The sequence below is a fragment of the Methylobacter sp. Wu8 genome (genome assembly GCF_036440755.1).
In the GTDB taxonomy this organism is placed as follows: Bacteria; Pseudomonadota; Gammaproteobacteria; order Methylococcales; family Methylomonadaceae; genus Methylobacter_A; species Methylobacter_A tundripaludum_A.
The window spans coordinates 53,740-77,537 of record NZ_JAZGVT010000059.1; the positions used below are offsets into that span (position 1 = coordinate 53,740).

Sequence of the window (23,798 nt, forward strand, 5' to 3'; positions counted from 1 at the left end):
CACGCTTAACATGCGCCGCAAATCGTCGAGCTGTTGCTGGAGGTGATAAATGCAGCCAGCCAAAAAGTCTTGCGTTGGCTAATGCCTCCTCTTAGTTTAAGCATCGTAAAAACGTTAGAATTGTTGCAGCAGGTGAAGTACTAAGTCTAAACAACTACCGTCCAATTTCTCGATTTCTTGTTTTAAATCTTCTTTAGTTGTCATTGCAATGCCCCGTTATATTGGTTTCGTAGCGCGTAGGATGGGTAGAACGCAGTGAAACCCATCTCAATGATAGTAAATCATGATGGGTTTTGTTATCACTCCACCGATCCTACCGTGCTTTAAAAATCCGCGTAAATCCGCCCAATCCGCGTCATCCGTGTTCTATTTTTAAAACCTAATCACTGCCTTAAATCCTTAACCACGCGCACCACTTCATTGTCACCTGCGATAGTTTCAATGCTGAAACCCAGCTTGGCAACCAGCGACAACATCGGCTTGTTGACAGCCAGCACTTCGCCTTCGAAGAACGACAAGCCTTTGGCTTTGGCTGTCTGCAACAAGGTTTTCATCAGTTTGGTGCCGATGCCCATGCATTGGCAGTCGTCGGCAACGACCAGCGCAAATTCCACCGAATTGCCGTCCGGGTTGACCATGTAGCGGCCCACGCCCAATTCGTTCGGCATGTTTTCGTCCTCGGTGACCGCAACAAAGGCAATTTCGCGGTCGTAATCGATCTGGGTGAAGCGCACCACCATTTCCGGCGTCAGTTCCTGCAAGGCCTGCATAAAACGGAAATATTTAGTGCGTTCGGACAGACGATGGACGAAATCTTTTTCCATGCCCGCATCTTCAGGGCGGATCGGCCTGATCGTAACATTGACGCCGTTCGATAATTGATGATGCTGGATCAGTTCATGCGGATAAGGATGGATCGCCATATGCGAATAAGGCGAAAGTTGGTGCGATGTTTCGGCTTTAATACGCGCATCAACCGCCATTACGCCGTGTTCGTCGACAATCAGCGGATTAATATCCAGCTCCAGAATCTCAGGCAGCTCGCTGACCATAGTCGATACATTCAGCAGCACGTCCACCAGCGCTTGTTTATTGGCGACGGGTAACTGACGGAACGCTTCCAGGTATCTGGCCGCCTTGGTTTTGGCGATCATTTGCTCAACCATATACGCATTCAACGGCGGCAGCGCGACGGCGCTGTCCTTCAAAATTTCCACCATCGTGCCGCCTAGGCCGACGCTGATCGCCGGGCCGAATACAGGGTCCCTGACCACGCCTATCATCAGCTCGCGCCCGCTGGGGGATTTGAACATCGGTTCAACCGTCATGCCGACTTCGGTGATTTCGGGATATTTTTGCTTAATGGCCGACTCCATTTCCATGAAGTGCTGCGAAACTTCCTTAACGCTGTTGATATTAAGCCGCACGCCGCCTATATCGGATTTGTGGCTGAACTCGGCCATATTGATTTTTAACACGACCGGAAAGCGCATCGATTCAGCGGCAATCATCGCATCCTTGGCGCTGGAAACCTTGATGGTCTGGTTGACCGGGATGTGGAATGCGGCCAGGATGGCTTTGGCTTCCTGCGCGGTTAAAACCTGGCGGCCTTCCGAAAGCACCCGTTCGATAATCAAGCGCGCGCCCGTAACATCGGGTGTCGCCAATTCATCGGTAGGCGAGGGGATTTGTTTCAGCAGGATCTGGTTCTGGCTATAGCTGGCCAGGAATGAAAACGCATCGACCGCAATTTCCGGCGTACTGAAGTGAGCCACCTTGCTGTTGGCGAAAAGATTGCGGCCTTCCTGAACCCGTGCGCCGCCCGTCCATGACGCCAACACCGGTTTTTTGCTGGTTTTTGCGCCTTCAATAATGCACTCGGCGACTTGCGTCGGATTGGTCATCGCCTGGGGCGTCAAAATCACCAGTATGCCGTCGATATTTTTGTCTTTAAGGCAAATTTCCAGCGCTTTTTGGTAACGTTCGGAGGTCGCATCGCCCAGAATATCGACAGGATTGTCATGCGACCAGTGTACCGGCAACACCTCGTTTAGTGCGGCGATGCTGGCAGGGCTCAGTTCCGCCATTTGCACGCCGACGTCCTCGGCGCGGTCGGTGCTCATCACGCCGGGGCCGCCGGCGTTGGTGATGATCGCCAGACGGTCCTTTTTGACCACATAATTGTTGGCCAAAACGCGGGCCGCGGAAAACAGCTCATTGATGCTGTAAACCCGGACCACACCGGCCCTGGCAATCGCCGCATCGAATACGTTGTCGCCGCCGACCATTGCGCCGGTATGCGACATGGCCGCCTTGCAGCCCGCTTCATGACGGCCGGACTTGATCAGGATCACAGGTTTTAGCCGCGCCGCCGCTTTAAGGCCGCTCAAAAAGCGGCGGGCGTCGCGGATGCCTTCAACATACATCAAAATGCCGGTGGTTTTGCTGTCGGTCGCCAGATAATCCAGCACCTCGCCGAAATCAATGTCCGCCGCCCCGCCCATCGAAACAACCGTCGAAAAGCCGATGTCCTGGGATTTTGCCCAATCCAGAATCGCCGTACACACCGCGCCGGATTGAGACAGCAGCGCCAGATTGCCGTCCTTGATCGTGCCGTCGCCGAAGGTCGCATTAAGGTATCCGCTGGGACGGGCAACGCCCAGGCAGTTCGGGCCGATGATACGGATACTGTAGCGATGGGCGATGTCCAGCACTTCCTGTTGCAGCCGCTTGCCTTCAACGCCCAGTTCGCCAAAGCCTGCGCTGATAATGATCACGGACGTGACGCCTTTTTCTCCGCACTGGCGGACAACGCCCGGAACGCTGGGAGCCGGGGTCGAAATCACCACCAGGTCGAGATCCTCGGGAACGGCATTGAGATCGGGATAAGCTTTTAAACCTAACAAGGTTTCGCGCTTGTTGTTGACCGGATAAAGCCCGCCTTTAAAGCCCGCTTCCTGCATGTTCAGCAGCAGCCGGTAACCTACGCTTTCCTCGCGTTCGGAAGCGCCAACGATAGCAACAGATTTGGGGGTGAAAAAACGATTCAGATAATGAGGGCCCATTGATGCTCCAGAAATAACGGAAAGAAAATGCGGTTTATAGGCCAAAATTCTAGCATTGTTATCCCGTTGACCGGATTAAATTTTAATGACGGAGCCGTGTGCCGCGCCGGAAGTTGATACACTAAGCTTTTTGAATCGACGGAAAGTATTTTGAAACGTTTGAAGAACCAGCTCAGTGCGCGCCTCCTGTTCATAGCGCTTTTTAGCGTCATGATACATCAACCGGTATTTGCCCATGCCGGAGATCATAACAATAGTTGTTTTCTGAGCGTGGGTGATACCCGGTTGCGCATAAGCGGCTACCAATTCCAGCGGGAGCTGGAAGGAAAGCACTTTTGCCATTTTTTTCCCGAGTTGGGACAGATCGTGCTGGCGGTGGAACCGCTGGCGGCAGGGCGGGAAAAGACCTTGGTCACACTGGAGCTGGCGGCATTGACGTCGTGGTTTAACCCCGGCCAGGCGTTTACCGTGATCAAGCAACAGCCTGAACAGCTGCTCGGCACAGGCCTTGCCTCAATTTCGCAAAGTATCGGGCAGCGCGGCGTCTACAGGCTTAATGTTACGCTGCACGACGGTTCCGGTGACATACAGCAACAGCGGTTTTTGTTTTTGGTGGGCTTTCCGGTGACCAAGATAATGGTGATGATTGCCGGGTTGCTGGTTTTGGTGATCGGCTTTGCCGGGCTGAAAGAGTTTAAAAAGAAAGGGCGATAATGCGACCAAGTTATTTCCGGTCAGATTCGCCCGTGCCTTAAGCCTTAGGAACGTGCATGAAATAACTTGAGCAAGTTTTATTTTTCATTTTTTAACCATGAAGGACATGATGCGGCATGAAAGGTTTAAGCCTTCATGTCCTTCATGGTAATTGCCTAAATTAATTTTATGAACGATCCTTAGCTTTATCAGCGGCATCTGTGCTGAATGGGACGGACAGGATGGACAAACAAAGCAGCCAAGCCAGCAGCTGTTGATTATGAAATGTATAACCTAACGCGAACGGCAGGCCTTCGTAAAAACCCGGATGCGCCAGAATGAAATCATGCCCGTCCATAAACGCCTTGGTCTCGCCCAATACCAAGGCGATAACGCCAATGCCCATCAAGCAGGCGAGAATGCGGTCGTGACGGCTTGAAAAATTCCCGCCGGTTAGATGATCGAACGCCAGGGTTTGATAGTTTAACCGGCGTTGGCGCAGCCACAGGCAAACTACCAAGCCGCAGACGCCAATCGCGGGAATGGCGAATTGCTCGACCGGGAAGCTCAGATAGCGTCCGTTGAAGGCCAAGCTATAGGTTTTATAAAGCGCCAGCAGTATGAAAAGCAGGTAGCCGGTTCTCAATCGGGCCGCTAATTGCCGTACATCGGGCTTGCTGGTCAAAACATCATAGAAACGCCGGATCAGCAATCCGGCCAAGACGGTATTCGCGGCAATCATCGACAGGCTGTACGCGCGTTGCCAAGGGTTGTAACTGGTATACCAGAGAAAATCCGCCAGCGTTATCAGGCAAACGCCAAGCACCTGGGCCAAGGCCAAAAACACCAGCGCTCGCGGCAGGGAAACACCGTGCAGCTTTTTATAGTAAGCAGCAGCAATCAGTAACCACAAGCCCGTCGCTAAAGCGAAATGCACCGGCCAGTCCGGGGTTTCATAGACCGGGCCGGTTAAAGGGAAAATCGGTTTATGATCGGCTGACAGCAATCCCCAATTGGCGCCGGCCACTCCCTCAAAATCAACTTTCCAAGGCTGGTTAAAAGCCTCGATGATGTTGTAGTCGAAATGTTGGCGACCGGCGACCTGAAGCAGGCTGCGAATGAATTTGGCGGAATTGACGACGCTGGGGACGGCACTGCCGCGCTGTCGGCCGACGCTCGGCCAGCCGGACTCGCCGATCAGGATAGGCTTGTTTTGCCCCATGCTGAGCGCTTTATCTTTGATTTGGTGAACGATTTTCTCAATATGTTCAGTCGCCTGTTCAACCGGCACCGGTTCGTCCTCCCAATAAGGCAGTATATGGATGGTAATAAAATCCACCTCATCGATCAGCTGGGGATATTTCATGTACATCGACCAAACATCGGCGTATGACACCGGCTGTTTAACCGCCTGTTTGACCTGCCGGATATAACCGATCAGGCTGTCGATATCCATGTCGCGACGCAGTAGCACTTCGTTGCCGACGATGATCCGTTTGACCACATCGGGGTGGGCGTTAACCGATTCGATCAACGCTTCGATTTCTTTTTTATTGTTTTCATGGTCAGGCCCCAGCCAGCCGCCCTGAATCATATTGACGCCGTATTTACGCGCAATATCGGCGGTAGGTTCGCCGCCAAGAATCGAGTAAGTGCGGATGGTATAGGTCTTATCCGCCAGCAATCCCAAATCTTCGTCGATATGCTCAGGCAGCGGCGTTTTAAAGCCTTCCCGGGACGATGCAAAAGACAGGCTCATGATTTTTCCGGCCGGCACATCCGCGCCTGCATCCTGCGGCCGGTTGGTAAACCAGTCGATAGCGCCGTGGATAATAATGATTAAAATCAGGCAGAGCGGGATTTTTGCGTGTTTCATAACGATAGAGTTTAGGATACGGCCATTAATAATTTCCCAATATGGATCGGGTAAAATTTTTCCGTTCGCCCTGAGCCCTTCGGCTACGCTCAGGACTAAAGGACTTGCCGAAGCACGAACGGCTTGACGATAGAAGACAGTGATTTCGGGAAGTTATTTTTAACCAAATCCTTAGAGCGAACAGATGAACTTCAAAACCGACTTGCGAATTATACGGTTTTTGAGATTTTGATGGTGGAGTTAGACGATCTTTAATGTTGCCGGTACCGTTCCAAATCCTCCGGGGTATCCAAATCCCATTGTTCGCGCAGTTCATGATGGCGGAGCCTATGGCGCGCGATACGGTCGCGGGTTTCATCAAGCACCCTCGACGTTCCCCAGGGCATGTTATCGAACAGTTCCGGCTGGGGCCGATTGAATCCGATCAGTACATAGCCTCCGTCTTCCGCGGGGGCCAGCACGACTTCGTTTCCCCGGTTCAAGGCGGTTAGCGCTTGCTCCAGATCCTGACCGGTTAATGACGGGCAATCGCAGCCGATTAACAGGGCGATAGAGTAGTCGGCAAACGCCGAGCAAAAAGCGTGGTGCATGCGTTCGCCTAAATCGGCTCCTTGTTGTTGCCGGAGGACTAATGGATAGTTTGCCGCCGATTCGGTAAAAAACAGATGCTCGGTTGCCGGTGCGCACCAGAGTTGTACCGGGCATAAGTTGCTTTGTACCGCCCGTTGCAGCGTTTTTGTGCTGAGTTCGATATGAAGCTCGGCGGCCTGTCCGGCGGTTAATTGAGGGATTAAGCGGGTTTTGACTTGGCCGGGAACCGGGGCTTTGCAGAAAATCATTAGCACGGCATCGGGGTATTTGTAAGTCATCGTTTCCGCAAGGCCTTAAAAGGCAGCAGCAATAATTGCATAAAGCCTAACTCATGCTGTTCGCGGAAAGGCTTTAACCCTATATCCATAGCCGTTTGCGGCTGTTTGGGTTCGGCGACATAGGTTTTGCACAGTCTGTCCCAGCAGGAAATGGAAAAGCCGTAATTGCTGTCGGTTTCGGACGGAACGGTCGAGTGATGGATGCGGTGCATGTCCGGCGTGATGATCAGCCGGCGCAGTTTTTTATCTATCGCTGATGGAATGTTGACGTTGCTGTGGTTGAAGGTCGCCGCGCCGTTCAGGATAATCTCAAAAACGATGACCGCCCACGGGTTTGCGCCGATCAAAACAATGCACAGCACTTTGTACAGCATCGAAATCATGATCTCCAGCGGGTGAAAGCGCACGGCGGTAGTGGCGTCAAATTCCAGGTCGGTATGATGCACCTGATGCAAACGCCAAAGCAGCGGCCATTTATGCGAAACGATGTGCTGGCAGTAAATCGCAAAATCGAGGAACAGCAAAGTTGCGATAATCGACAGCCATTCGGGGGCTGCCAGCCAATTTAACAGGCCGTAACCTTGGTTTAATACGGTTACGGCGCTCAGGTAGGCAATGCCGCCCAGGCTTAATCGCATGATCGCGATGTTGAATGCTGCGAGTCCCAGGTTAACCGGCCAGCGCTGCTTGCGGCTGATGTGCTGAATTCTTCTGGGGCTGAAATATTCCCAGCCAATCATGAGACAGAAAAAGCCTAGCGCCACGGATAAACGGATTACGGTTTCCAAAACTGCCCCCTGCAATAAAGTGCGGCCAATAGTTGCGGATCTGCGCCAAAGAAGTAACGCAGGCGCAAGCTCCACATCAGCAGTATAGTCCTGTATAGCCCATAGCGATCCCATCTTCGGCCGGAACTGGTGACTTTGGCGCTAAGACAAGCCGGCGGGCTGATTTTTTTTAGCGCCTTACTCAAGGCGATGTCTTCCATCAGCGCGATTTCGGGATAATGCCCAACGGCCGCAAACGCTTTTTGCGTGACAAAAATTACTTGGTCGCCGGTGGCAATGCCGGTCAGGCGGGAGCGTAGGTTCATCATCCAGGCGATCACGTTCAACATGGAGTGGTCGCCGCTTAATTGAATGTCGAAGCGGCCCCATTGCTTGTTGACTAGGTGTTGTTCAATCAGTTGCAGGGCGTGTTCGGGCAGGTAGGTGTCGGCATGCAGAAAGATCAAAATATCCCCGCTTGCATGGCTGGCGCCGATGTTCATTTGCCGGGCGCGGCCTTTTGCAGAAGTTATGATTTTGTCGGCCAAATGGGCGTGAGGGTAATTAACATTCGACTGGCCGCTAGTCGCGTCAACAATGATGATTTCGCAGTTGCCGCGCAGAGGCTGCAACATGAGCAAGCACGAGGCTATGGTTTTTTCCTCGTTCAGAGTTGGGATGATGATGGAAAATTTCATTAGTCGAAAATTTAAAAATTTCACCACGATTGCAAGTTAGACCTTCCAGGTTTTTAAAACCTGGAAGGTCTGCCTATCGGCCTGTTCATCACCTACCGCCAGGTAAGGGGGTTGCCGGAATGGTGATATTGTAATCACCCCGTCTGATGCTGCAACGCCGCCCTGATACAGCGCAAAATCCCATAATTGTATTGGCCGTCAAACAGCTCATAAACCGGCTTAAGCGCGTTGCGTTGCTCTTCGGGCAAATTGATAATAGCTTCTTCTATCCGCCTGATTTCCTGCTCGGGCAATTCAACCACATCGGCCAGCACCAACATACCCTGTTCCAGGGACTGGGCCAGATGCCCGTAAATAGTAGTCTCTTGCAGTTCCCGTTGCTGGGCAATCTGCTTTACGCTGTAACCTAAGCGGAATAGGGCCACCGATTCGGCCATCGTATCCGATAGGCCAATCGGCCCGCTTTTATTGATGTCGACAAACTCGCTGATTACCGCCAGGAACTCATCGGCATAAAGTTCCAGCTTGCGTTCGCCGACCCCGGACAGCTGGCTCATTTGTTGGCGATTGGTCGGCTTGGCTTCCAGCATGGCCATCAAGGTTGCGTCATGGAAAATAACATAAGGCGGCACATCTTGGGCATCGGCAAGCATCTTGCGCTTGGCGCGCAAGGCGTTCCACAGCAGGGTATCGTCGGTTTTGGCAAACTGCCTATTTTCTCTTTTACTACCTTTGATTTTCTCGGCTTTCAAGTCCTTGCGCAGCATCAGCTGCTGCTCGCCGCGCAAAATAGGCCGACACGATTCGGTCAGTTGCAATGCGCCGAAGCGGTCGAAATCGACGGCAACCAGCCCTCTAGCGACCAGCTGCCGGAACACCGAATGCCATTGCTGTTCGTCAATATCCGTGCCGATTCCGAAGGTCGACAGTTTGTCGTGAGCGGCTTTGACAATCCGCTCGGTGGCCTTGCCGCGCAACACATCGATCAGATAGCCGACGCCGTAACGCTGCTGGGTGCGGTGGATGCAGGACAGCGCCTTCTGGGCGGCCACCGTTCCGTCCCAGGTTTTGACCGGTTCCAGGCAGGTGTCGCAGTTGCCGCAGGGCTGTTCAAGAGCGTCGCCGAAATAGCCCAGCAGAGCTTGCCGACGGCAATGAACTTGTTCGCATAAGGCCAGCATCGCATCCAGTTTGTGGTATTCGATGCGCTTGTGCGCCTCATCGGCGTTGGAGTCCTGAAGCATTTTCCGCAGCGTGATCACATCCTGCAAACCGTAAGCCATCCAGGCGTCGGCGGGCAAGCCGTCGCGCCCGGCCCGGCCGGTTTCCTGGTAATAAGCTTCAACGCTTTTGGGCAAATCCAGGTGCGCGACAAAACGCACATTGGGCTTGTCGATGCCCATGCCGAACGCGATGGTCGCCACGATCACCAAACCCTCTTCCATTAAAAACTGGTGTTGGTGTCTGGCGCGCAAACCGGCATCCATGCCGGCATGATAGGGCAGGGCGTTAACGCCTTTGGTTCTGAGCCATTCGGCGGTTGCATCGACTTTTTTGCGCGACAGGCAATAGACAATTCCGGCATCGCCGGCGTGTTCGGCGCGGATAAAATCGATCAGCTGGTCGCGGGCATTTTGTTTTTGCACGATCCGATAACGGATGTTCGGGCGGTCGAAGCCGCTAAGGTAGAGCTGCGCCTGCTCCAGCCCCAGGCGTAATTTGATCTCTTCACGGGTCTTGTCGTCAGCGGTTGCAGTCAGCGCGATGCGGGGAATGTCGGGGAAGCGCTCGTGCAGCAGGGACAGTTGCAGATAATCCGCCCGAAAATCGTGGCCCCATTGGGAAACGCAATGCGCCTCGTCAATCGCAAACAAGGCGATTTTGATACGCTGGAACAGCGCGCCGGTGCGCTCCGAGGTCAGCCGTTCCGGTGCGATATACAGCAAATCCAGCTCGCCGTTAAGCAGCTGCTGCTCGGTTTTACGGGATTGTTCAAGGGATAAAGTAGAATTCAAAAAAGCGGCTTTGACGCCCAATTGCAGCAAGGCGTTGACCTGATCCTGCATTAGCGCAATCAACGGCGAAATCACAATGCCGACGCCGGGCCGGATCAGGGAGGGAATCTGGTAGCACAACGACTTGCCGCCGCCGGTCGGCATCAGTACCAATGCATCCTGGCCGGCTATTAGCTGTTCGATGACGTCCTGTTGCTGGCCCCTGAATTTATCGTAGCCGAAGACAGTTTTGAGGATTTCGATGGGTTTGTTACTCATAATGCCTTTTTTGATCGGCTTAAATAATCATGGTTTTGTATACGCATTATTGAACAACTCGTCGAACTCTGGCATAAATTTAAAGACTTTCATTTTACTTTAAACTGAGGCTTATGGATGATTTGCTTGGGGGATGAGGGCGCAGGAAAACGCAAGAAAAAATCCCTACCGCTTAGCAGCCGCCTTATAAACAGTATTACGCTCATGTTTGCCAACGGACACTACAACCGATTAACTCGGTATCCGCACCGTATCATCAAGGTTTAAGCGCATCTTCCTTGAAAGCAAGGCTGTAAGCCATTAGAGCTCCGCAGGTTTACATGTCGGACAAATTGACTTTGATTTCAGCTTGATTTTTACGCGCGTCGGCTATCGCATTGAGTTCCAGGTCTTCCAATTTTTCCAGTAAGGCTTCATAGGCTTTGGCGGGAATGCAATAAAAAGCGAGTTCATTGCGGTTGAGGATGGCTACCGGAAAGCCTTCGCCTGAGGCTACTGTTCCCATTGGGTTCTTTTTTAATTCCGAGACGCTTGCGGAGGTTTCCGCCAAGATGATGTTTGTCATGGCTGACTCCAAAGCTGTGATTAGTGTTTAGCATAGTAGGTTTATTAGCGCCTTCCAATCTGCCGCCGGATAGGCTGGGCAACGCTTTTCTGCTATCAATCAGTATCCGAGCTTATTCATCATGGACATTGCCTGATTGGCATCAAGAGTTCGCTATCGACCCCTAGTTGACATTCGAAGCTTTGCGCTCAATGTCGCAGGGATTCAATTAGCAGTCATTCAACGCCTAGCTCAGCGCCGACGTCGGCTGGAGCGACGTGTTAAAAGTTACTTCCCAAGACACTCCAGTTCTTTGAGAAGTACTTTTGAATGCCTTTTCCCGGATTATATATAGGGTAGAGCTTTTCAAACTCTTCCCTAGCAGCCTCATATGAGTCATTAGGTATTGCCGATACTACTTTCGCCAAGAATAGCAATGCTAAGGATGGCGCTCTTGACTCACCCTGATTGCAATGAATGAGTAACTTTTTTCCTTGCGACCAGTGCTTGTTAGAAAACTCTATGAAATGACTAAATAGCGGCGGCATAAACAAGGGCGCAGGCGGATCAATGATATTCAGAAAAAGATCATTTTCCTGTTCAAGAACCAGGTAGTTTGGGTGTTGGTTTGACAAACTCCCTCTATAACCTACCGCATTTTGATGGCAAGGACTCTTGCAAGCGTGAACTACAGCAAGCTCGCTATTCCCATGAGTGCATGAGAGGTCATTCGTGACGATTACTCTTTCGTAGACTTCTTGCACATTATCTCCTTGTGACTTTTAACGTAAAGCTAACCGGGCGCGGCCCGGAAAGCCGAATAAACAAAACCGCATTATAACCGCGCTCCGGTTGAGCGCCTTGAGAGCGAAGTAACCACCTAAACCCGGAAGGTGTTGTAATGGTGCTCATAAAATATTATTCATTTTCAATCAGTTGAAATGAGCGCCTTGAGAGGGAGTTTGTGCATGATTAGTTCCAGTTATTTGATGGTTTTCTTTCTCTTGGGGTTTGCCGCTGGTGTCGGTGCGGGAATCGAAGTGAATAAAAAGCGCAACGGCAGCGGCCAATATGGTAGGAAAAAGCACTTGCCAATGCTTCAACCAAAAATCAACAAACGGAGAAATTAATTTCGCAAGCAATGGTTTTTCGTAGTGGCCAATGTAAGCGAAAGAGCTTATCGACATATCGGGCGGAACATAAACGCCGCGATACCATTTTTTTAATTTTTCGATGATGCTCATGTGTTTTATTGAGTACCCTAACCGGGCGCGGCCCGGAAAGCTGAAAAAACAAAAACGCATTATAACCGCGCTCCGGTTGAGCGCAATGTTATGCCTTTTTCATAACCAAAGTACCCGCAATAATATCGTGAAGTCCTTGCTTACGCTCTGTGAACGCAACCATGATATATCCAATTAGCAAAATCAGAGCGGAAATGATTTTTGACCAATACCTACCATTTGCTTTACCAAAACTAATTTTATTCCCATTCATGTCAGTCACTCTCAGCCCAAACATTTTCTTGCCAAGTGTTGCTTGCCATGCAGATGATTCTGAGACGGTAAAATACAACCAATGGATCAATATACCCGATACATAGCCCAATCCCTCGCCTGCTGCTTTAATTTCTTCTATGGTCGATGTGCCTGCCATAGATGCCCCCAGTGCAAATCCTAATGGAAGCACCACAAGAATTGCTGCAATGGTGCATATAATTTCATCTACGATTACTGCTATTACCCTAAACCAGAATCCAGCATATTGCATATCGGTCATTTCATTTTCTTTCATCGTTTATTTTCCTGATTTTTGTTAAGAGGCATAACGTAGAAATAACGGGACGCGGTGAAGAGAATGAAGATTAAGCATAGATTGATTCCGCGTTCCCGTTGATTGAAAGGTTAGAGCTTTTTCTTCTTTGTAACCCAATAGACCGCGCCGCCGACCAAGGCGGCACCAACTACTGGTGCGGCGAGAAGCCCAATAGCACCCGCTGCCATGCCGCCGCCGACTACGCTCCCTATAGCAGCGAGACCCGAGGGACCCGCGCCCGCAACAGCCAAGGTCCCTAATGAACCAACTGTGCCTGCTACTGCGCCAGCATACGTGCCTACCTTCGCTTCCTTGCTATCTTCAAATACGGTTCTGTTGAGCAAGGTGGCGGTACCAGCTCCCGCCGCCCCAGCAACTACCCCAACGCCGGCGACCACTCCTCCACCCACAGCGGCGCCCGCTGTTGCGAGTGTGCTCATAATGCTTGCACCGGAAGCGCCAGCGACTGTTCCGCCCACCGCGCTGGCACCTGCAATAGCTTTCACGGCTTTAGCATTGGCGACGGTTGTTCCCACCTTTTTGGCTGCCTCTTTTGCGGTTGGGGCGTCTATAAGCTGCTCCGCAGCTTTGGCAGCTAATCTTGCGGCAATAAAGCCCTCGTCAATGTCCATTTTTTCCTCGTTTCAAGCTCTAACAAGTTATTAAGCTGTTAACAGTATATCTACCGCCAAACCTAGGCCGCAACAATAAATTTGTGAACTGCAAAGATTTTACCCTTCCGTATATCATCCAAACTGCGCCAATAGGTGAAATTGGCCACATCGGCAAACGCGCGTCGACGCATACGTTTCGCCACAGCTTCGCCAGTCATCTTTTACAGACCAACGTCGAATTCGCACCATTCAGGAATTGCTTGGTCACAGCGATTTGAAAACAACGATGATCACACTCATACAGTACCCAGTGTGACGATTAAAGAAGCTAAAAGTCCTTTGGGTTTATAAATAAGTGATGTCAGGTTTTGGCTGCAATGAGCCAGTTTGCAGTCAGTGACCAAAGACTCTTCTACGGCAGATAATGGCAGTTCTCAGTCGCTCGCAACTTAAACCCAATTATCCAACCGCAACCCCTCAACACGCTCAAACTCGCGAAGATTATTAGTAACCAGCGTCAGACCCTCGCTTCTTGCATGGCCTGCGATGTGTAGATCGTTAACGCCAATCGGGGTTCCCTTGCGTTCAAGGTCGGCGCGAATATCGCCGTAATGAGCCGCCGCTTTGCTGCCGTAATCCAGTGTCTCCAAGCGGGAAATAAAATCTTCAACCTGCCACAGGTTATGTTCCGGTTTGGCGCTTTTTTCTGCACCGTGCAATAGCTCGGCAAGCGTGATAGCGCTGATACACATTTGACCGGCATGGCGGTTAAAATTGGCTAATGCATTAAGCGGACGGTTCTTGATTACATAAATTGCAATGTTGGTGTCCAGCATGTATTTCAGCATTAAAACGCTTCCCTTTCCTGCTGTTCCTGTGATGCGCGTTCAGTCATAAAATCATCAGTAACGCGTTGTTCGGATAGAAAAAAACTGTCCCAGCTTCTGTCAGTGGGAGATAGTACGCGATCCTGACCCACCACGCGTACAGTGACCTTTTTTACATTTTCAGGAAAGCGGGTTTCAGCGGGAAGTCTGACGGCCTGAGTTCGGTTGTTTACAAAAACTGATCCAGTCGACATAAAGCACCTCATAAAAAGCTATATACGCATTATATATACCTTTAAATATAAGACAAGCCAGCGGTTATGCGCTTTTTTAAGCTGTAAAAATTTATATCAACGGCTCAAACAAAGCCGTCAGATCCTCCGCCGTCAGCTTCAACGATTCCTCTTTCGCCCCGCCCTTATAAATCCCTTCGGCCAATGCCCGTTTTTTGTCCTGCATCGCGATAATCTTTTCTTCCACGGTATTTTCGGTAATCAGCTTGTAGATGAATACCGGCTTGTCCTGGCCGATCCGATGGGCGCGGTCTGCGGCCTGGCTTTCTGCTGCGGGGTTCCACCAGGGATCGTAAATAATCACGGTATCGGCTTCGGTCAGGTTTAAGCCGACACCGCCGGCTTTCAGGCTGATTAGGAACACGTTCACTTCACCGCTTTTAAAGCGTTCTATGGGTTCGTCGCGGTTGCGGGTTTGGCCGGTCAGCTTGGCGTAACCGATTTTTCGGGTGTTCAATTCGCCTTCAATCAGCGCAATCATCCGGGTGAATTGCGAGAACACCAGTATCCGGCGGCCTTCTTCCAGCTGTTCCGGCAACAGCTCCATCAGCAAGTCGAGTTTGGCGGATTCTTGCACTTTTTGCGCTTCTTTCAGCGGCAGGGTGCGCGGGTCGCAGCAGGTCTGGCGCAGTTTAAGCAGGGCGTCCAGGATGGTGATGTGGCTGCGCGACAGGCCTTTTTCGGCGATCGCGTCGCGGACTTTTTTCTCCATGGTCAGGCGGATGCTTTCGTATAGCGCGGCCTGTTTTGCATACAACGGTACCGAGCGGATGATTTCGGTTTTAGGCGGCAATTCGGTGGCGACGTCCTGTTTGGTGCGGCGCAGCATGAACGGCGCGACCCGGCGCGACAGCCGCGCCCGTTGTTCGCTGTCGCCATGCAGTTCAATCGGGGTTCGGTAGGTTTTTTTAAACGTGGCGCTGTCGCTTAAAAAGCCCGGCATCAGGAAATCGAATTGCGCCCACAGTTCGCCCAGATGGTTTTCCATCGGCGTGCCTGTCAGGCAAAGCCGGTGATTGGCTTTGATGCGGCGCACCAGTTGGGCGGCTTTGGACAGCGGGTTTTTAATGATCTGGGCTTCGTCCAGGATCAGGTAATGGTACTCGTGTTCCAGCAGCGTTTCCTCGTCGCGGGACAGCAAGGGGTAGGTGGTCAGGATCAGGTCGTAGTCCCTGATTTTGTAGAACAGCTGTTTGCGTTCGGTGCCCTGCAGGATCAATATTTTTAAGTCGGGCGTGAAGCGTTCGGTTTCCCGCCGCCAGTTGCTCATCAGGCTGGTCGGCGCGATGATCAGCGTGGGCAGATTCATCCGGCCGCTTTGTTTTTCGAGCAACAGGTGGGTCAACGTCTGTATGGTTTTGCCGAGGCCCATGTCGTCGGCGAGTATGCCGGAGAATTTATATTCCCGTAAAAATTGCAGCCAGTTGAGTCCGTGCTGCTGGTAAGGCCGCAGTTCCGCCTGCAAATTGGCAGGCAGGGCGACATCCTGAATGCCGGTAAAGTTTTTCAGTTTTTGCCCCAGTTCCCGCAGCTCTTTACCGCCGCTTATGCTGAACAGGCCGTAGTTTTGTTCTTCCATGTCGGCCAGTGCGGCGGCGTTAAAGCGGGACAGTTTCAGCGTGCCGTCTTTGTCCATCGTGCTGCTGTTGAACAGCTCTATCAATACGTTCAGGAACGGCTTGATTTTGTCGCTGGGCAAGTTCAGATAGTTATGCCCGCCGAGAGGTATGCTGAGCATTTCCGGCAGGTTTTCCGGGTCGTAGTTTTCCAGCACCGGCATAATCAACGGCAGTAACGGCATGGGTTGGCCGTCGATTTCTATGTTAAAGCGCATCTCAAACCAGTCCTGCTGGCTTTCGCTGATTTGCGCGTCCCAGTTCTGCGCGGTCTGGAAATTAAGCAGGAAACTTTCGTCGATGTCGATAATCCAGCCCTCCTGTTCCAGCTCCAGCAGGGTGTTTTGCAGAAAGTCCCCCCAGCGCGCGGCGCTGTCCATGACGGTTTTTGCCGGGCTATACAAAAGCAGTTCTTGTACGCCGGTTTCAATGGAAGGGGCGGGGGCAAAGCCAAGTTCAATCAGGCGGTGTATTGCCGACTGTTCGGTTTCTATGTCGCGTTTAATCCGCACCAGTCCACGCTCGGTTTTTACGGCGCTGTAGTCTTCCGGTGGGATCGCTGAAATGGTCCACTCACCGTACACAAAACCGACCGCCATAAAATGGATGTACTGTTGGGGCGTCGACTGATGGCCGAACAGTAATAGTCTGGGCGTAGGCGTTAGTTCGTCGGCTTCGATTAACTCGACCTTTTTGGGAGCAGGCAGCGGTAGGCTGGGGTGCTCGATAATCAGACGCTGGCTGAATTCATCGGCATACTCGGCCGGAATGCGTGGGGCGGCCAGAATATGTTTAAGTTGCTCGGCCGAGAGGTTGTGGGTCTGGAGCGCGCCTATCACGCCCAAAGCGCCGTCCAGGTATTGCGGCGGTTCGGTCAGCAGCAGGAAAGCGGGCGGGTCGATTTCGACGGCTAATTGAAAATCGCCGTTATCGGCTGTCCGCCAGTTAAATTTTAAATCGCGGTCGGTTCCTTTTGTTAGCGGAGCCCGTTCTACGTTTTGCCAGAACAGCCTGCCGGTTTGCAATAATTTGGACAAGGCCAAATAACCGGTGGCGCCGGCAATCAAGGGTTCGTCTTTAAAAGCGGGGTTAAGCGCCGTCAGCAGTTTGGCAATTTCCTGATCTCCCGGCTGAACGTAATTAAGATAGGAGTAGCTGTAACGGAGATTATTCAAGGTCGTTTTTCTGCCCTTATTTAAACCGCCGGTTTTCTTTGCCTTGGTGATTAAAAAATCGACAGTGAATTCGTGTTTTGCATTGCCGGGTATCAGGATATACGCAATAAACTCCTGCGAGGCGTCGTGTTGCCAGGGCGTTTGTTGATGAAGGCTGTCGAGCCAGTCCAGACAATTGGATTTTGCATTCGGTGCAGCAAAGCCTTGGCTGGAGTTTTGATACATCAGGCAGGCGGCGGCAACGTGTTTGCAGTTATAGCCGACAGGGCAAGTGCAATCGCCTTCAATTTCAGCTGCACTATAATCAGGCCGCCAGACGATGCGGATGTTTTGCCGGTATGGGTCTTTATGGCTGCCTTTTACGGAAGCATTAATCTGTACAAAAAGGGCCCCTTCGCTCTTAACTGTGAGACTAAGCACCATGCCCTTTTCAAAATAACTGCGTCCGCGCTCATAAAAAGCGTCGCCACATTCGTAACGTATATCGGAGCGAAGCAGTTTTTTTTGTTTAATCATAGCAGGCATGGGCGAACAGTTGGACAAAGCGCTTATTGTACTGCAATCCGGCGAAGTTGTAGGGGATAGGTATCTTTAACAATAGCTTTATTTGCCGATTTCTGGTTAAGTACGATTAAAATTTGGTGGTAGAAAATCTGTAAACAGCAGGAGAAAAATATGAAAAGGTGCTTATTACCCATCTGTCTATTGTTGAGCGCATGTTCGAGTTTGCCGCTTGCGATAAGAAATCCCCCTTTGTACGATATTTCCTATACCCAGGCCATCCAAAAGATAGCCAGTTATAACAATGCGCCGGTGCGTTGGGGCGGGGTTATTATCGATGTGGAAAATGAACAAAATTTCAGTCTGGTGCAGGTGTTGTCTTACCCGCTCGACAGCGAGGGTGAGCCGGAGACAGATCAACAGGCTGAGGGACGGTTTCTTATCAAAAGCCCGGAGTTTCTCGATCCGGCCGTTTACACCAAAGACACAAAAATCACTGTAGCGGGAACGCTTAGCGGCGATATGGAACGCACGATAGGCAAAAAACTTATACGCTTGCCGGTGGTTTCAGCCTCGACCACCTACCTGTGGCCGGTTTATGTGTACACTAATTATTACGATAGTTTCGGCTATGGTTATGATCCTTTTTATGGCGGTTATCCGTATTATTGGGGGAATTACTATTGGCCATCGGCTTCTCCATTCGTGCGCGGACCGTTCCGTTATCGTTAAATGTTGAGTTAAAACGGCATGGCTTTTCGACGTAGATAGCCCAAAAAATCTTAGATAGGTCTAGTTTATTTTTTTTGTTGCTATATAATACGCGGCTTACCAAAGTTATCGATGCCTCGGTGGCGAAATTGGTAGACGCAAGGGACTTAAAATCCCTCGTTCGAAAGGACGTGCCGGTTCGACTCCGGCCCGAGGCACCATACACAATCAAAGGGCTTAAGAGTTTTCTTAAAGCTCTTTTTTTATGTCTGAAAATCCCCGTAGTTCGCCCCAAAATAAGTAACCATCAACACCTTCGGCATTTGACACGATGGAGATGATTGGGGAATCATGACCAAACAACGCTACCGACACAATAAAGACACGATATCACTATGGCATTGAAGATTTGCAAAGTATGCGGCAACAGGATTAACGCAAAAGCCAAAAAATGCCGGTATTGCGCACTTACCAAACAGGAAATGCCGGCTTTTGTTAAATACGAGATAGCGGCGCTTGTGCTGCTTTTCGTTGTCATGATGGCGGCCGCCAGGAATGTCCCGCAACTCCACCCGGTAGAGCCGTCGGCAGCACAGCCGGTTGTCCAGGAACCAGCACCGCCTGCCGGGATGTTATTTAATATTCCAAAGATCGCAGGGAAAACCCAAGCCGAAGTTGAAGTGCTACTGGGTGAGCCTGTTTTCTGTTCCAAGGCGGAGTCAGTCCTGAACTGCTCATTTCAGGACAACGAAATTGATATTGTATTCATCGACGGCAAAGCGGATTGGATTACCGTAAACGGAACATTCCGTAATCCATCTTATAGCCAAAAACTCGAAGGGAAAACCAAAGCCGAGATACTAAAGTTGCTTGGCGACCCTGTTTTTTGCGTCAGGACAAAATCGAAATCCGCCCTGAATTGCTCATTCAACGACGGTAATGTGAGTGTTGAATTTATCGACGGCAAGGTGGAAGAAGTTAACGTAAAAGGAAGCCTGGGCAAGGCCCCGTACAGCAAAGATACTCTGGAGCTGCTTGGTCTCCAGGCAAAGGATGCGACTTTTAGCAATGAACATGTGATGCGCTGGGATAACATTCAGGGACTCCTTAGCGTAACGTTATATTCGGAAGAGGGGATTGTTTCTCTTGCCACTGTAAAGGCGAAAACTAAGTAAGGGGAAGAGAATATTCCTCAGCATTATCCTTCGGTGTTGATTGGAGTCACGTAGCTCCTGATTTCGCAAGCTCCATCCAGGCGCTTGCTAATTTTATCGGATTCGTCATCTTTAGCTTCGTTCATATGTCGCCAACCTTTCCAAATGCATAACGTCTAGCTCAGCCGATGTCGGCAGCTCAGCCGATGTCGGCTGGAGCGACGTGTTATGTGCCACCACACTCATACTCTGGTGAAGACTCAGCCTTTGTGTTGATATCAATAAGCTTTCCTGTTTCGCTAAACTCAAAACGAAGCCTCCTTAATTGAACCGTACATTTTCTTTCAACAATAAATGCTTCTGGGTATTCACGCCTCAACAAATAAACTATATCTTTTTTGGAATAGACATCTTTTGGAAATACTTTTGCCAGCCTTTCTAGGTCTTTTTCGGTATCACGATACCCTTGAGACATGTAAGTAATTGTGACGCCTTGATCCATTACCACATAAAGCAGAAAGGCAACAGCAGAAATTAAAAGTGCCGTCGATATAAAAAACGCCCACTTCCATTTGTTAATGCTCTTTTCCATCATCTATTGCACATAACGTAGAAGTAACAGGCGCTGCGCGGCTTTATCGCGCAGCGTCCGGTTGACTGCCGGGTTGGGCGGCTCCAATGGTTTGCTGAAGGCTCAGCATACTTTCATGGTTTACCTGAATGGCGCCGCGTCGGGGTCTGTCCAGGTCGAGAATGAGGTAGACGACCAGAGCGATGAGCGTCACCAGGACGAATGCCGCGAGGGTGACCCGATGCCCGGCGATCCCGGAGGCATAGCCGAGCGTGCCCGTTGTCATAACAATAGTCGCGAACATCAGGAAGAGTACGATCTCCGGTACATGCCGATCCAGGGACGCATCCCTTGTGCTGGATGTGTCGATGAGTTCATTCAGCGACTGGAGGAACAATCCGCTGGTGGCAGGTCCTGGGTCCAGTTCTGCTGCCTTCACTGCGCGGCTCCAGAGTTGTGCCTCCATCAGTTTCGCTTGATGCAGCAGCGATTCGTGCAATTCGGGTTCCGTAGCATCGACACGGCCATCCTGAATACGAACATCCAGGTATTGGCGGAGCAGCTTCTGCACTTCATCGGGCATCCCCTTGGGAAGGAGTCGCGCTCTGAGATACGTGGTTCCGATGGCATTGGCTTCGGCCACGACCGTCTCGCTACGATTCTCGTAGCGTTGTAGCGCCGCCGAGAATGTGAATGCCAGCAACAGCGCCAGCAGACCCAGCATCGCGGCCAGGACGGCATTGGCTTGCGTGATCGCCTCAGTCGCACTTGCCTGTTTGCGACGACCGCTACGAAAGCCTATTTCCATGGCAAAAAGCATGCAAATGAATAGAGCGGAGACGATCAAGACGCTGTTGTAGTCGTACATAATTTCTTTCATGAAGTTATTGTTCACCTAGTGTGTGACGCCGTCCAACGTTACGGTAAGGGGCGCGCCGCTCACTGAGCTTTAGCGAAGTCACCGAACCTTGATAAAAACGAAAACTCCAAAACCGCCAACGGGCGGCGCGTCCCTTTGACCGACTTGTTAGGCCCGGCAGAACCCGCCAAAGCTACTCGGCCCATCCTACCCAATCTGCCATTTTTTATCGATTTTAAAACCAACCTCGTTAAGTCCTTCTTTTACGCGCTCAAAAATATGTACATTTTCAAATAAATGAGGTTCATTTATTTTTATTTTATCGAAATGCTCGTTAAGTTTATCAAGCGCTTCTTCATCGCTATATTGTCCGTGAGCAATCTTCTCAATAATATTTAAAAATTTATCAACTTCTCTATCTAGGTTTTCATTTGGGATATTTTTCAAGGTGGACTCCGCATTGGTTGTAAATATTCGATTAAAAAGTATAAGTTTGGCGCGGGATTGGGAATCGAACCCTGGCGCACTTTTGAGAGACAACAGATTCCATTAAGCCACCTATCTCTAACTGGGTTGAAGTTGTCACCAGACAGACCCGCAGTAACGCCTCTTCGCACCAAACGCAAATCATTAAAACAAAACTGATAATAATGTTCAGGTAGCGAAGTAACCACCTAAAGCCGGAAGGTGTTTTAAAGAAGCTCAAAGTGCGGTGATACAATTGCAAGGTAGTCTACACCGCTAAATACCGATTAGCCAATGGTGCGTTCGCGCCCGAATGTTAGCGTGGTTTAGGAATACGTCGGTGATATTGGTGAAGTCAGTTTCCCTGATTATCCCGTTTGAGAGAGTGATTTATAAGACGTTTCCACAGCGGTGTAGGCTTTTTTCTAATAGGGGGACATCGCCATGAGCAAAATCAAGAATCATTTTGAACTCACCCATCCCAACGCTGCGGGTATCGACATTGGTGCATCCAGCCATTTCGTGGCAGTGCCGCCTGACAGGGACGAGCAACCCGTGCGTGAATTCCTGAGCTTTACCGGAGATCTTTATGCACTGGCAGATTGGTTGACTGCGTGTAGTGTGGATACGGTGGCGATGGAATCCACCGGCGTGTATTGGATTCCTTTGTTTGAGTTACTGGAGTCAAAGGGTTTTACCGTTTATCTGGTCAACGCCCGGCATGTGAAAAATGTTTCCGGGCGCAAATCGGACGTACTGGATTGCCAGTGGTTACAACAATTGATGAGTTTTGGCCTGCTGTCGGGTGCATTTCGGCCGCAGGGCGACTTCTGTGCATTACGGGCGGTAGCTCGGCTAAGAGACATGTTACTGCGCAATCAAGCCAAGCACATTCAACATATTCAAAAAGCCCTACTGCTAATGAACCTGTTGTTGACGGAAGTGATTTCCGATGTGGTGGGCGAAACGGGACAGAAAATTATTCGTGCCATTCTGGCAGGCGAATGCGATGGACAGGTGTTGGCAAAATACCGTAATAATCACATCAAAGCCAGCGAGGAGGAAATCGCTAAAGCCTTGCAGGGCAACTGGCGGGAAGAGCATTTATTCGCCCTTAAACAAGCCGTGGCCTTGTATGATGCCTATGCTGTGCAGCTCATGGAGTGTGACCAACAATTGGAAAAAATGCTCAAAGACCTTGCCCGCAACGACCTAAAAGCCGAGAAACCCAAGCGGCGCGGCGGCAAGTCTAAAAATGCACCGAACTTTGATGTCAGAACGCTGTTGATGCAAATGTGCGGTGTGGATTTAACGCGGATTGATGGCATTGATGTGACGACCGCGTTTAAGGTGTTGGCAGAAATCGGTGCTGACTTATCACGATTTAAAGATGCCAAGCATTTTGCCTCGTGGTTGGGATTGTGTCCTGGAACAAAAATATCCGGGGGTAAAAAAATCTCGGCAGCAACGAGTCGCACCACCAACCGTGCTGCGCAAGCACTCAAAATGGCAGCGGTAAATTTACGCGCCAGCCAATCGGCTTTAGGCGCGTACTACCGAAGACTTTGTGGCCGCATGGACAAAGCCAAAGCCGTCACCGCTTGCGCCCATAAACTGGCTCGGTTGATTTATGCGATGCTCACCAAAGGGGAAGACTATGTGGATCAAGGACAAGAATATTATGAAGAAAAATATCGCCAACGGGTCATTAAAAACTTAACCAAACACGCAGAGAAATTTGGTTTTCAATTGATTCCTGTGCCCGAAGGCGTTTAAAAATACAAATTATATCAACTAGTTAAAATGAGCTTCTTGAGAGGCCAAACACATGACAGATAACACGCGAACAACTATGACGCTTCGCCTCAGATAAACTTGACCTCTAGTCCTGAATGAGGGCAACTCTGAAGGATGAAAATTTCTTGTTCAAGATTTTGGATATAACCCAAATGGAAGCAAGAATCCCGACTGCTGCACCCAAAAGTAAGTTAAATGGGAGTAATCGTTGAGAATCGAAGCCAAGGACAGCACAAATAAGACCGACAACGACTCCAATTATCGCACTAGACAAAAGAGCATACAGCGTAGCTCTCCAAGTAAACGCCCACCAAACTTGTGCGGCACGACCAAATGTAACTTCAAGTTCTTGCATTTTACACCTCCGCTGATATTGTCAAAACGCCTAACGTTACGGTAAGGGGCGTGCCGCTAAAGGAAGCCAAGCGAAGCCACGAACCTTGATAAAAACCAAAACCCCAAAACCGCCAACGGGCGGCGCGTCCCACTTGACCGGCCTGTTGGACGAAGCCGCTACCGCGGAGAACACCCCGCTGAACAGCCCCCGATAAAACAATTAAAATTTAACCTCAAGCCCTCATCAGAGGGATCGTTTATCATCAAACAATGAGGTTG

General features: G+C 50.6%; 23 protein-coding genes and 1 tRNA gene. 5 read left to right on the top strand and 19 right to left on the bottom strand.

The window, feature by feature from the left end:
• Positions 1 to 383: 383 nt before the first annotated feature.
• The gene (locus V3O24_RS08860; RefSeq protein WP_331306986.1) at positions 384 to 3,065 is read right to left on the bottom strand and encodes a GNAT family N-acetyltransferase; all 2,682 of its coding nucleotides are present in this window, start codon (positions 3,063 to 3,065) and stop codon (positions 384 to 386) included.
• 75 nt (positions 3,066 to 3,140) lie between these two features.
• Positions 3,141 to 3,407 (bottom strand): hypothetical protein, encoded by a 267-nt coding sequence (locus V3O24_RS08865; protein WP_331306987.1) that lies wholly within the window; start codon positions 3,405 to 3,407, stop codon positions 3,141 to 3,143.
• Between the two features lie 24 nt (positions 3,408 to 3,431).
• Here V3O24_RS08865 and V3O24_RS08870 point away from each other — a divergent pair, with 24 nt between their 5' ends.
• Complete coding sequence (locus tag V3O24_RS08870) at positions 3,432 to 3,779, top strand: hypothetical protein (RefSeq protein WP_331306988.1); 348 nt, start codon at positions 3,432 to 3,434, stop codon at positions 3,777 to 3,779.
• Between the two features lie 166 nt (positions 3,780 to 3,945).
• Here the strand turns inward: V3O24_RS08870 and V3O24_RS08875 are convergent, their stop codons facing one another.
• The 13 genes from V3O24_RS08875 to V3O24_RS08935 form a co-directional block, all read right to left on the bottom strand.
• Positions 3,946 to 5,634 (bottom strand): exo-beta-1,3-glucanase, encoded by a 1,689-nt coding sequence (locus V3O24_RS08875; protein ID WP_331306989.1) that lies wholly within the window; start codon positions 5,632 to 5,634, stop codon positions 3,946 to 3,948.
• A gap of 251 nt (positions 5,635 to 5,885) precedes the next feature.
• Positions 5,886 to 6,503 (bottom strand): TIGR04282 family arsenosugar biosynthesis glycosyltransferase, encoded by a 618-nt coding sequence (locus V3O24_RS08880; RefSeq protein WP_331306990.1) that lies wholly within the window; start codon positions 6,501 to 6,503, stop codon positions 5,886 to 5,888.
• Complete coding sequence (locus V3O24_RS08885; protein WP_331306991.1) at positions 6,500 to 7,243, bottom strand: sterol desaturase family protein; 744 nt, start codon at positions 7,241 to 7,243, stop codon at positions 6,500 to 6,502. Before V3O24_RS08885 ends, V3O24_RS08880 begins: the two co-directional genes overlap by 4 nt.
• 35 nt (positions 7,244 to 7,278) lie before the next feature.
• A complete protein-coding gene (locus V3O24_RS08890; protein WP_331306992.1) occupies positions 7,279 to 7,968 on the bottom strand; it encodes a TIGR04283 family arsenosugar biosynthesis glycosyltransferase in 690 nt (229 codons plus the stop codon).
• Positions 7,969 to 8,102: 134 nt separating this feature from the next.
• The gene (gene recQ / locus V3O24_RS08895; protein WP_331306993.1) at positions 8,103 to 10,241 is read right to left on the bottom strand and encodes a DNA helicase RecQ; all 2,139 of its coding nucleotides are present in this window, start codon (positions 10,239 to 10,241) and stop codon (positions 8,103 to 8,105) included.
• A 316-nt stretch (positions 10,242 to 10,557) separates the two neighbouring features.
• Entirely contained in the window at positions 10,558 to 10,806 is a 249-nt protein-coding gene (locus V3O24_RS08900) for a plasmid stabilization protein (RefSeq protein WP_331306994.1), read from the bottom strand.
• 260 nt (positions 10,807 to 11,066) lie between these two features.
• Positions 11,067 to 11,549 carry a hypothetical protein gene (locus tag V3O24_RS08905; protein WP_331306995.1) on the bottom strand — a complete coding sequence of 161 codons (483 nt, stop codon included), beginning with the start codon at positions 11,547 to 11,549 and terminating at the stop codon, positions 11,067 to 11,069.
• Between the two features lie 168 nt (positions 11,550 to 11,717).
• Positions 11,718 to 12,029, bottom strand: a complete 312-nt coding sequence (locus tag V3O24_RS08910) for a hypothetical protein (protein ID WP_331306996.1) — start codon at positions 12,027 to 12,029, stop codon at positions 11,718 to 11,720.
• Between the two features lie 88 nt (positions 12,030 to 12,117).
• On the bottom strand, positions 12,118 to 12,579 hold the full coding sequence (locus V3O24_RS08915; RefSeq protein WP_331306997.1) for an RDD family protein: 462 nt from the start codon (positions 12,577 to 12,579) through the stop codon (positions 12,118 to 12,120).
• Between the two features lie 110 nt (positions 12,580 to 12,689).
• Positions 12,690 to 13,232 carry a hypothetical protein gene (locus V3O24_RS08920; RefSeq protein ID WP_331306998.1) on the bottom strand — a complete coding sequence of 181 codons (543 nt, stop codon included), beginning with the start codon at positions 13,230 to 13,232 and terminating at the stop codon, positions 12,690 to 12,692.
• 431 nt (positions 13,233 to 13,663) lie between these two features.
• Positions 13,664 to 14,062: a tRNA(fMet)-specific endonuclease VapC gene (gene vapC, locus V3O24_RS08925; protein WP_331306999.1), complete on the bottom strand. Its 399-nt coding sequence runs from the start codon at positions 14,060 to 14,062 to the stop codon at positions 13,664 to 13,666.
• Complete coding sequence (gene vapB / locus V3O24_RS08930) at positions 14,062 to 14,295, bottom strand: type II toxin-antitoxin system VapB family antitoxin (RefSeq protein WP_331307000.1); 234 nt, start codon at positions 14,293 to 14,295, stop codon at positions 14,062 to 14,064. The genes vapC and vapB overlap by 1 nt, the downstream gene beginning before the upstream one ends.
• Positions 14,296 to 14,386: 91 nt before the next feature.
• The gene (locus V3O24_RS08935; RefSeq protein WP_331307001.1) at positions 14,387 to 17,641 is read right to left on the bottom strand and encodes an SNF2-related protein; all 3,255 of its coding nucleotides are present in this window, start codon (positions 17,639 to 17,641) and stop codon (positions 14,387 to 14,389) included.
• A gap of 159 nt (positions 17,642 to 17,800) precedes the next feature.
• On the opposite strand from V3O24_RS08935, the gene V3O24_RS08940 reads away from it, so the two are divergent.
• From V3O24_RS08940 to V3O24_RS08950, 3 genes are all read left to right on the top strand, one after another.
• On the top strand, positions 17,801 to 18,358 hold the full coding sequence (locus V3O24_RS08940; RefSeq protein ID WP_104423144.1) for a Slp family lipoprotein: 558 nt from the start codon (positions 17,801 to 17,803) through the stop codon (positions 18,356 to 18,358).
• Positions 18,359 to 18,471: 113 nt separating this feature from the next.
• A tRNA-Leu gene (locus V3O24_RS08945) sits at positions 18,472 to 18,558 on the top strand.
• Positions 18,559 to 18,819: 261 nt separating this feature from the next.
• Complete coding sequence (locus V3O24_RS08950) at positions 18,820 to 19,512, top strand: hypothetical protein (protein ID WP_331307002.1); 693 nt, start codon at positions 18,820 to 18,822, stop codon at positions 19,510 to 19,512.
• Between the two features lie 205 nt (positions 19,513 to 19,717).
• Here the strand turns inward: V3O24_RS08950 and V3O24_RS08955 are convergent, their stop codons facing one another.
• The 3 genes from V3O24_RS08955 to V3O24_RS08965 all read right to left on the bottom strand — a co-directional run bounded on the left by V3O24_RS08955 (position 19,718) and on the right by V3O24_RS08965 (position 21,368).
• Complete coding sequence (locus tag V3O24_RS08955) at positions 19,718 to 20,086, bottom strand: hypothetical protein (protein WP_331307003.1); 369 nt, start codon at positions 20,084 to 20,086, stop codon at positions 19,718 to 19,720.
• Positions 20,087 to 20,126: 40 nt separating this feature from the next.
• The gene (locus V3O24_RS08960; RefSeq protein WP_331307004.1) at positions 20,127 to 20,942 is read right to left on the bottom strand and encodes a hypothetical protein; all 816 of its coding nucleotides are present in this window, start codon (positions 20,940 to 20,942) and stop codon (positions 20,127 to 20,129) included.
• Positions 20,943 to 21,128: 186 nt separating this feature from the next.
• On the bottom strand, positions 21,129 to 21,368 hold the full coding sequence (locus tag V3O24_RS08965) for a hypothetical protein (RefSeq protein ID WP_331307005.1): 240 nt from the start codon (positions 21,366 to 21,368) through the stop codon (positions 21,129 to 21,131).
• A 462-nt stretch (positions 21,369 to 21,830) separates the two neighbouring features.
• Between V3O24_RS08965 and V3O24_RS08970 the strand changes: the two genes are divergently transcribed.
• A complete protein-coding gene (locus V3O24_RS08970; RefSeq protein WP_331307006.1) occupies positions 21,831 to 23,162 on the top strand; it encodes an IS110 family transposase in 1,332 nt (443 codons plus the stop codon).
• A 106-nt stretch (positions 23,163 to 23,268) separates the two neighbouring features.
• On the opposite strand, the gene V3O24_RS08975 is transcribed toward V3O24_RS08970, so the two are convergent.
• Positions 23,269 to 23,538 (bottom strand): hypothetical protein, encoded by a 270-nt coding sequence (locus tag V3O24_RS08975; RefSeq protein WP_331307007.1) that lies wholly within the window; start codon positions 23,536 to 23,538, stop codon positions 23,269 to 23,271.
• Between the last annotated feature and the right edge of the window lie 260 nt (positions 23,539 to 23,798).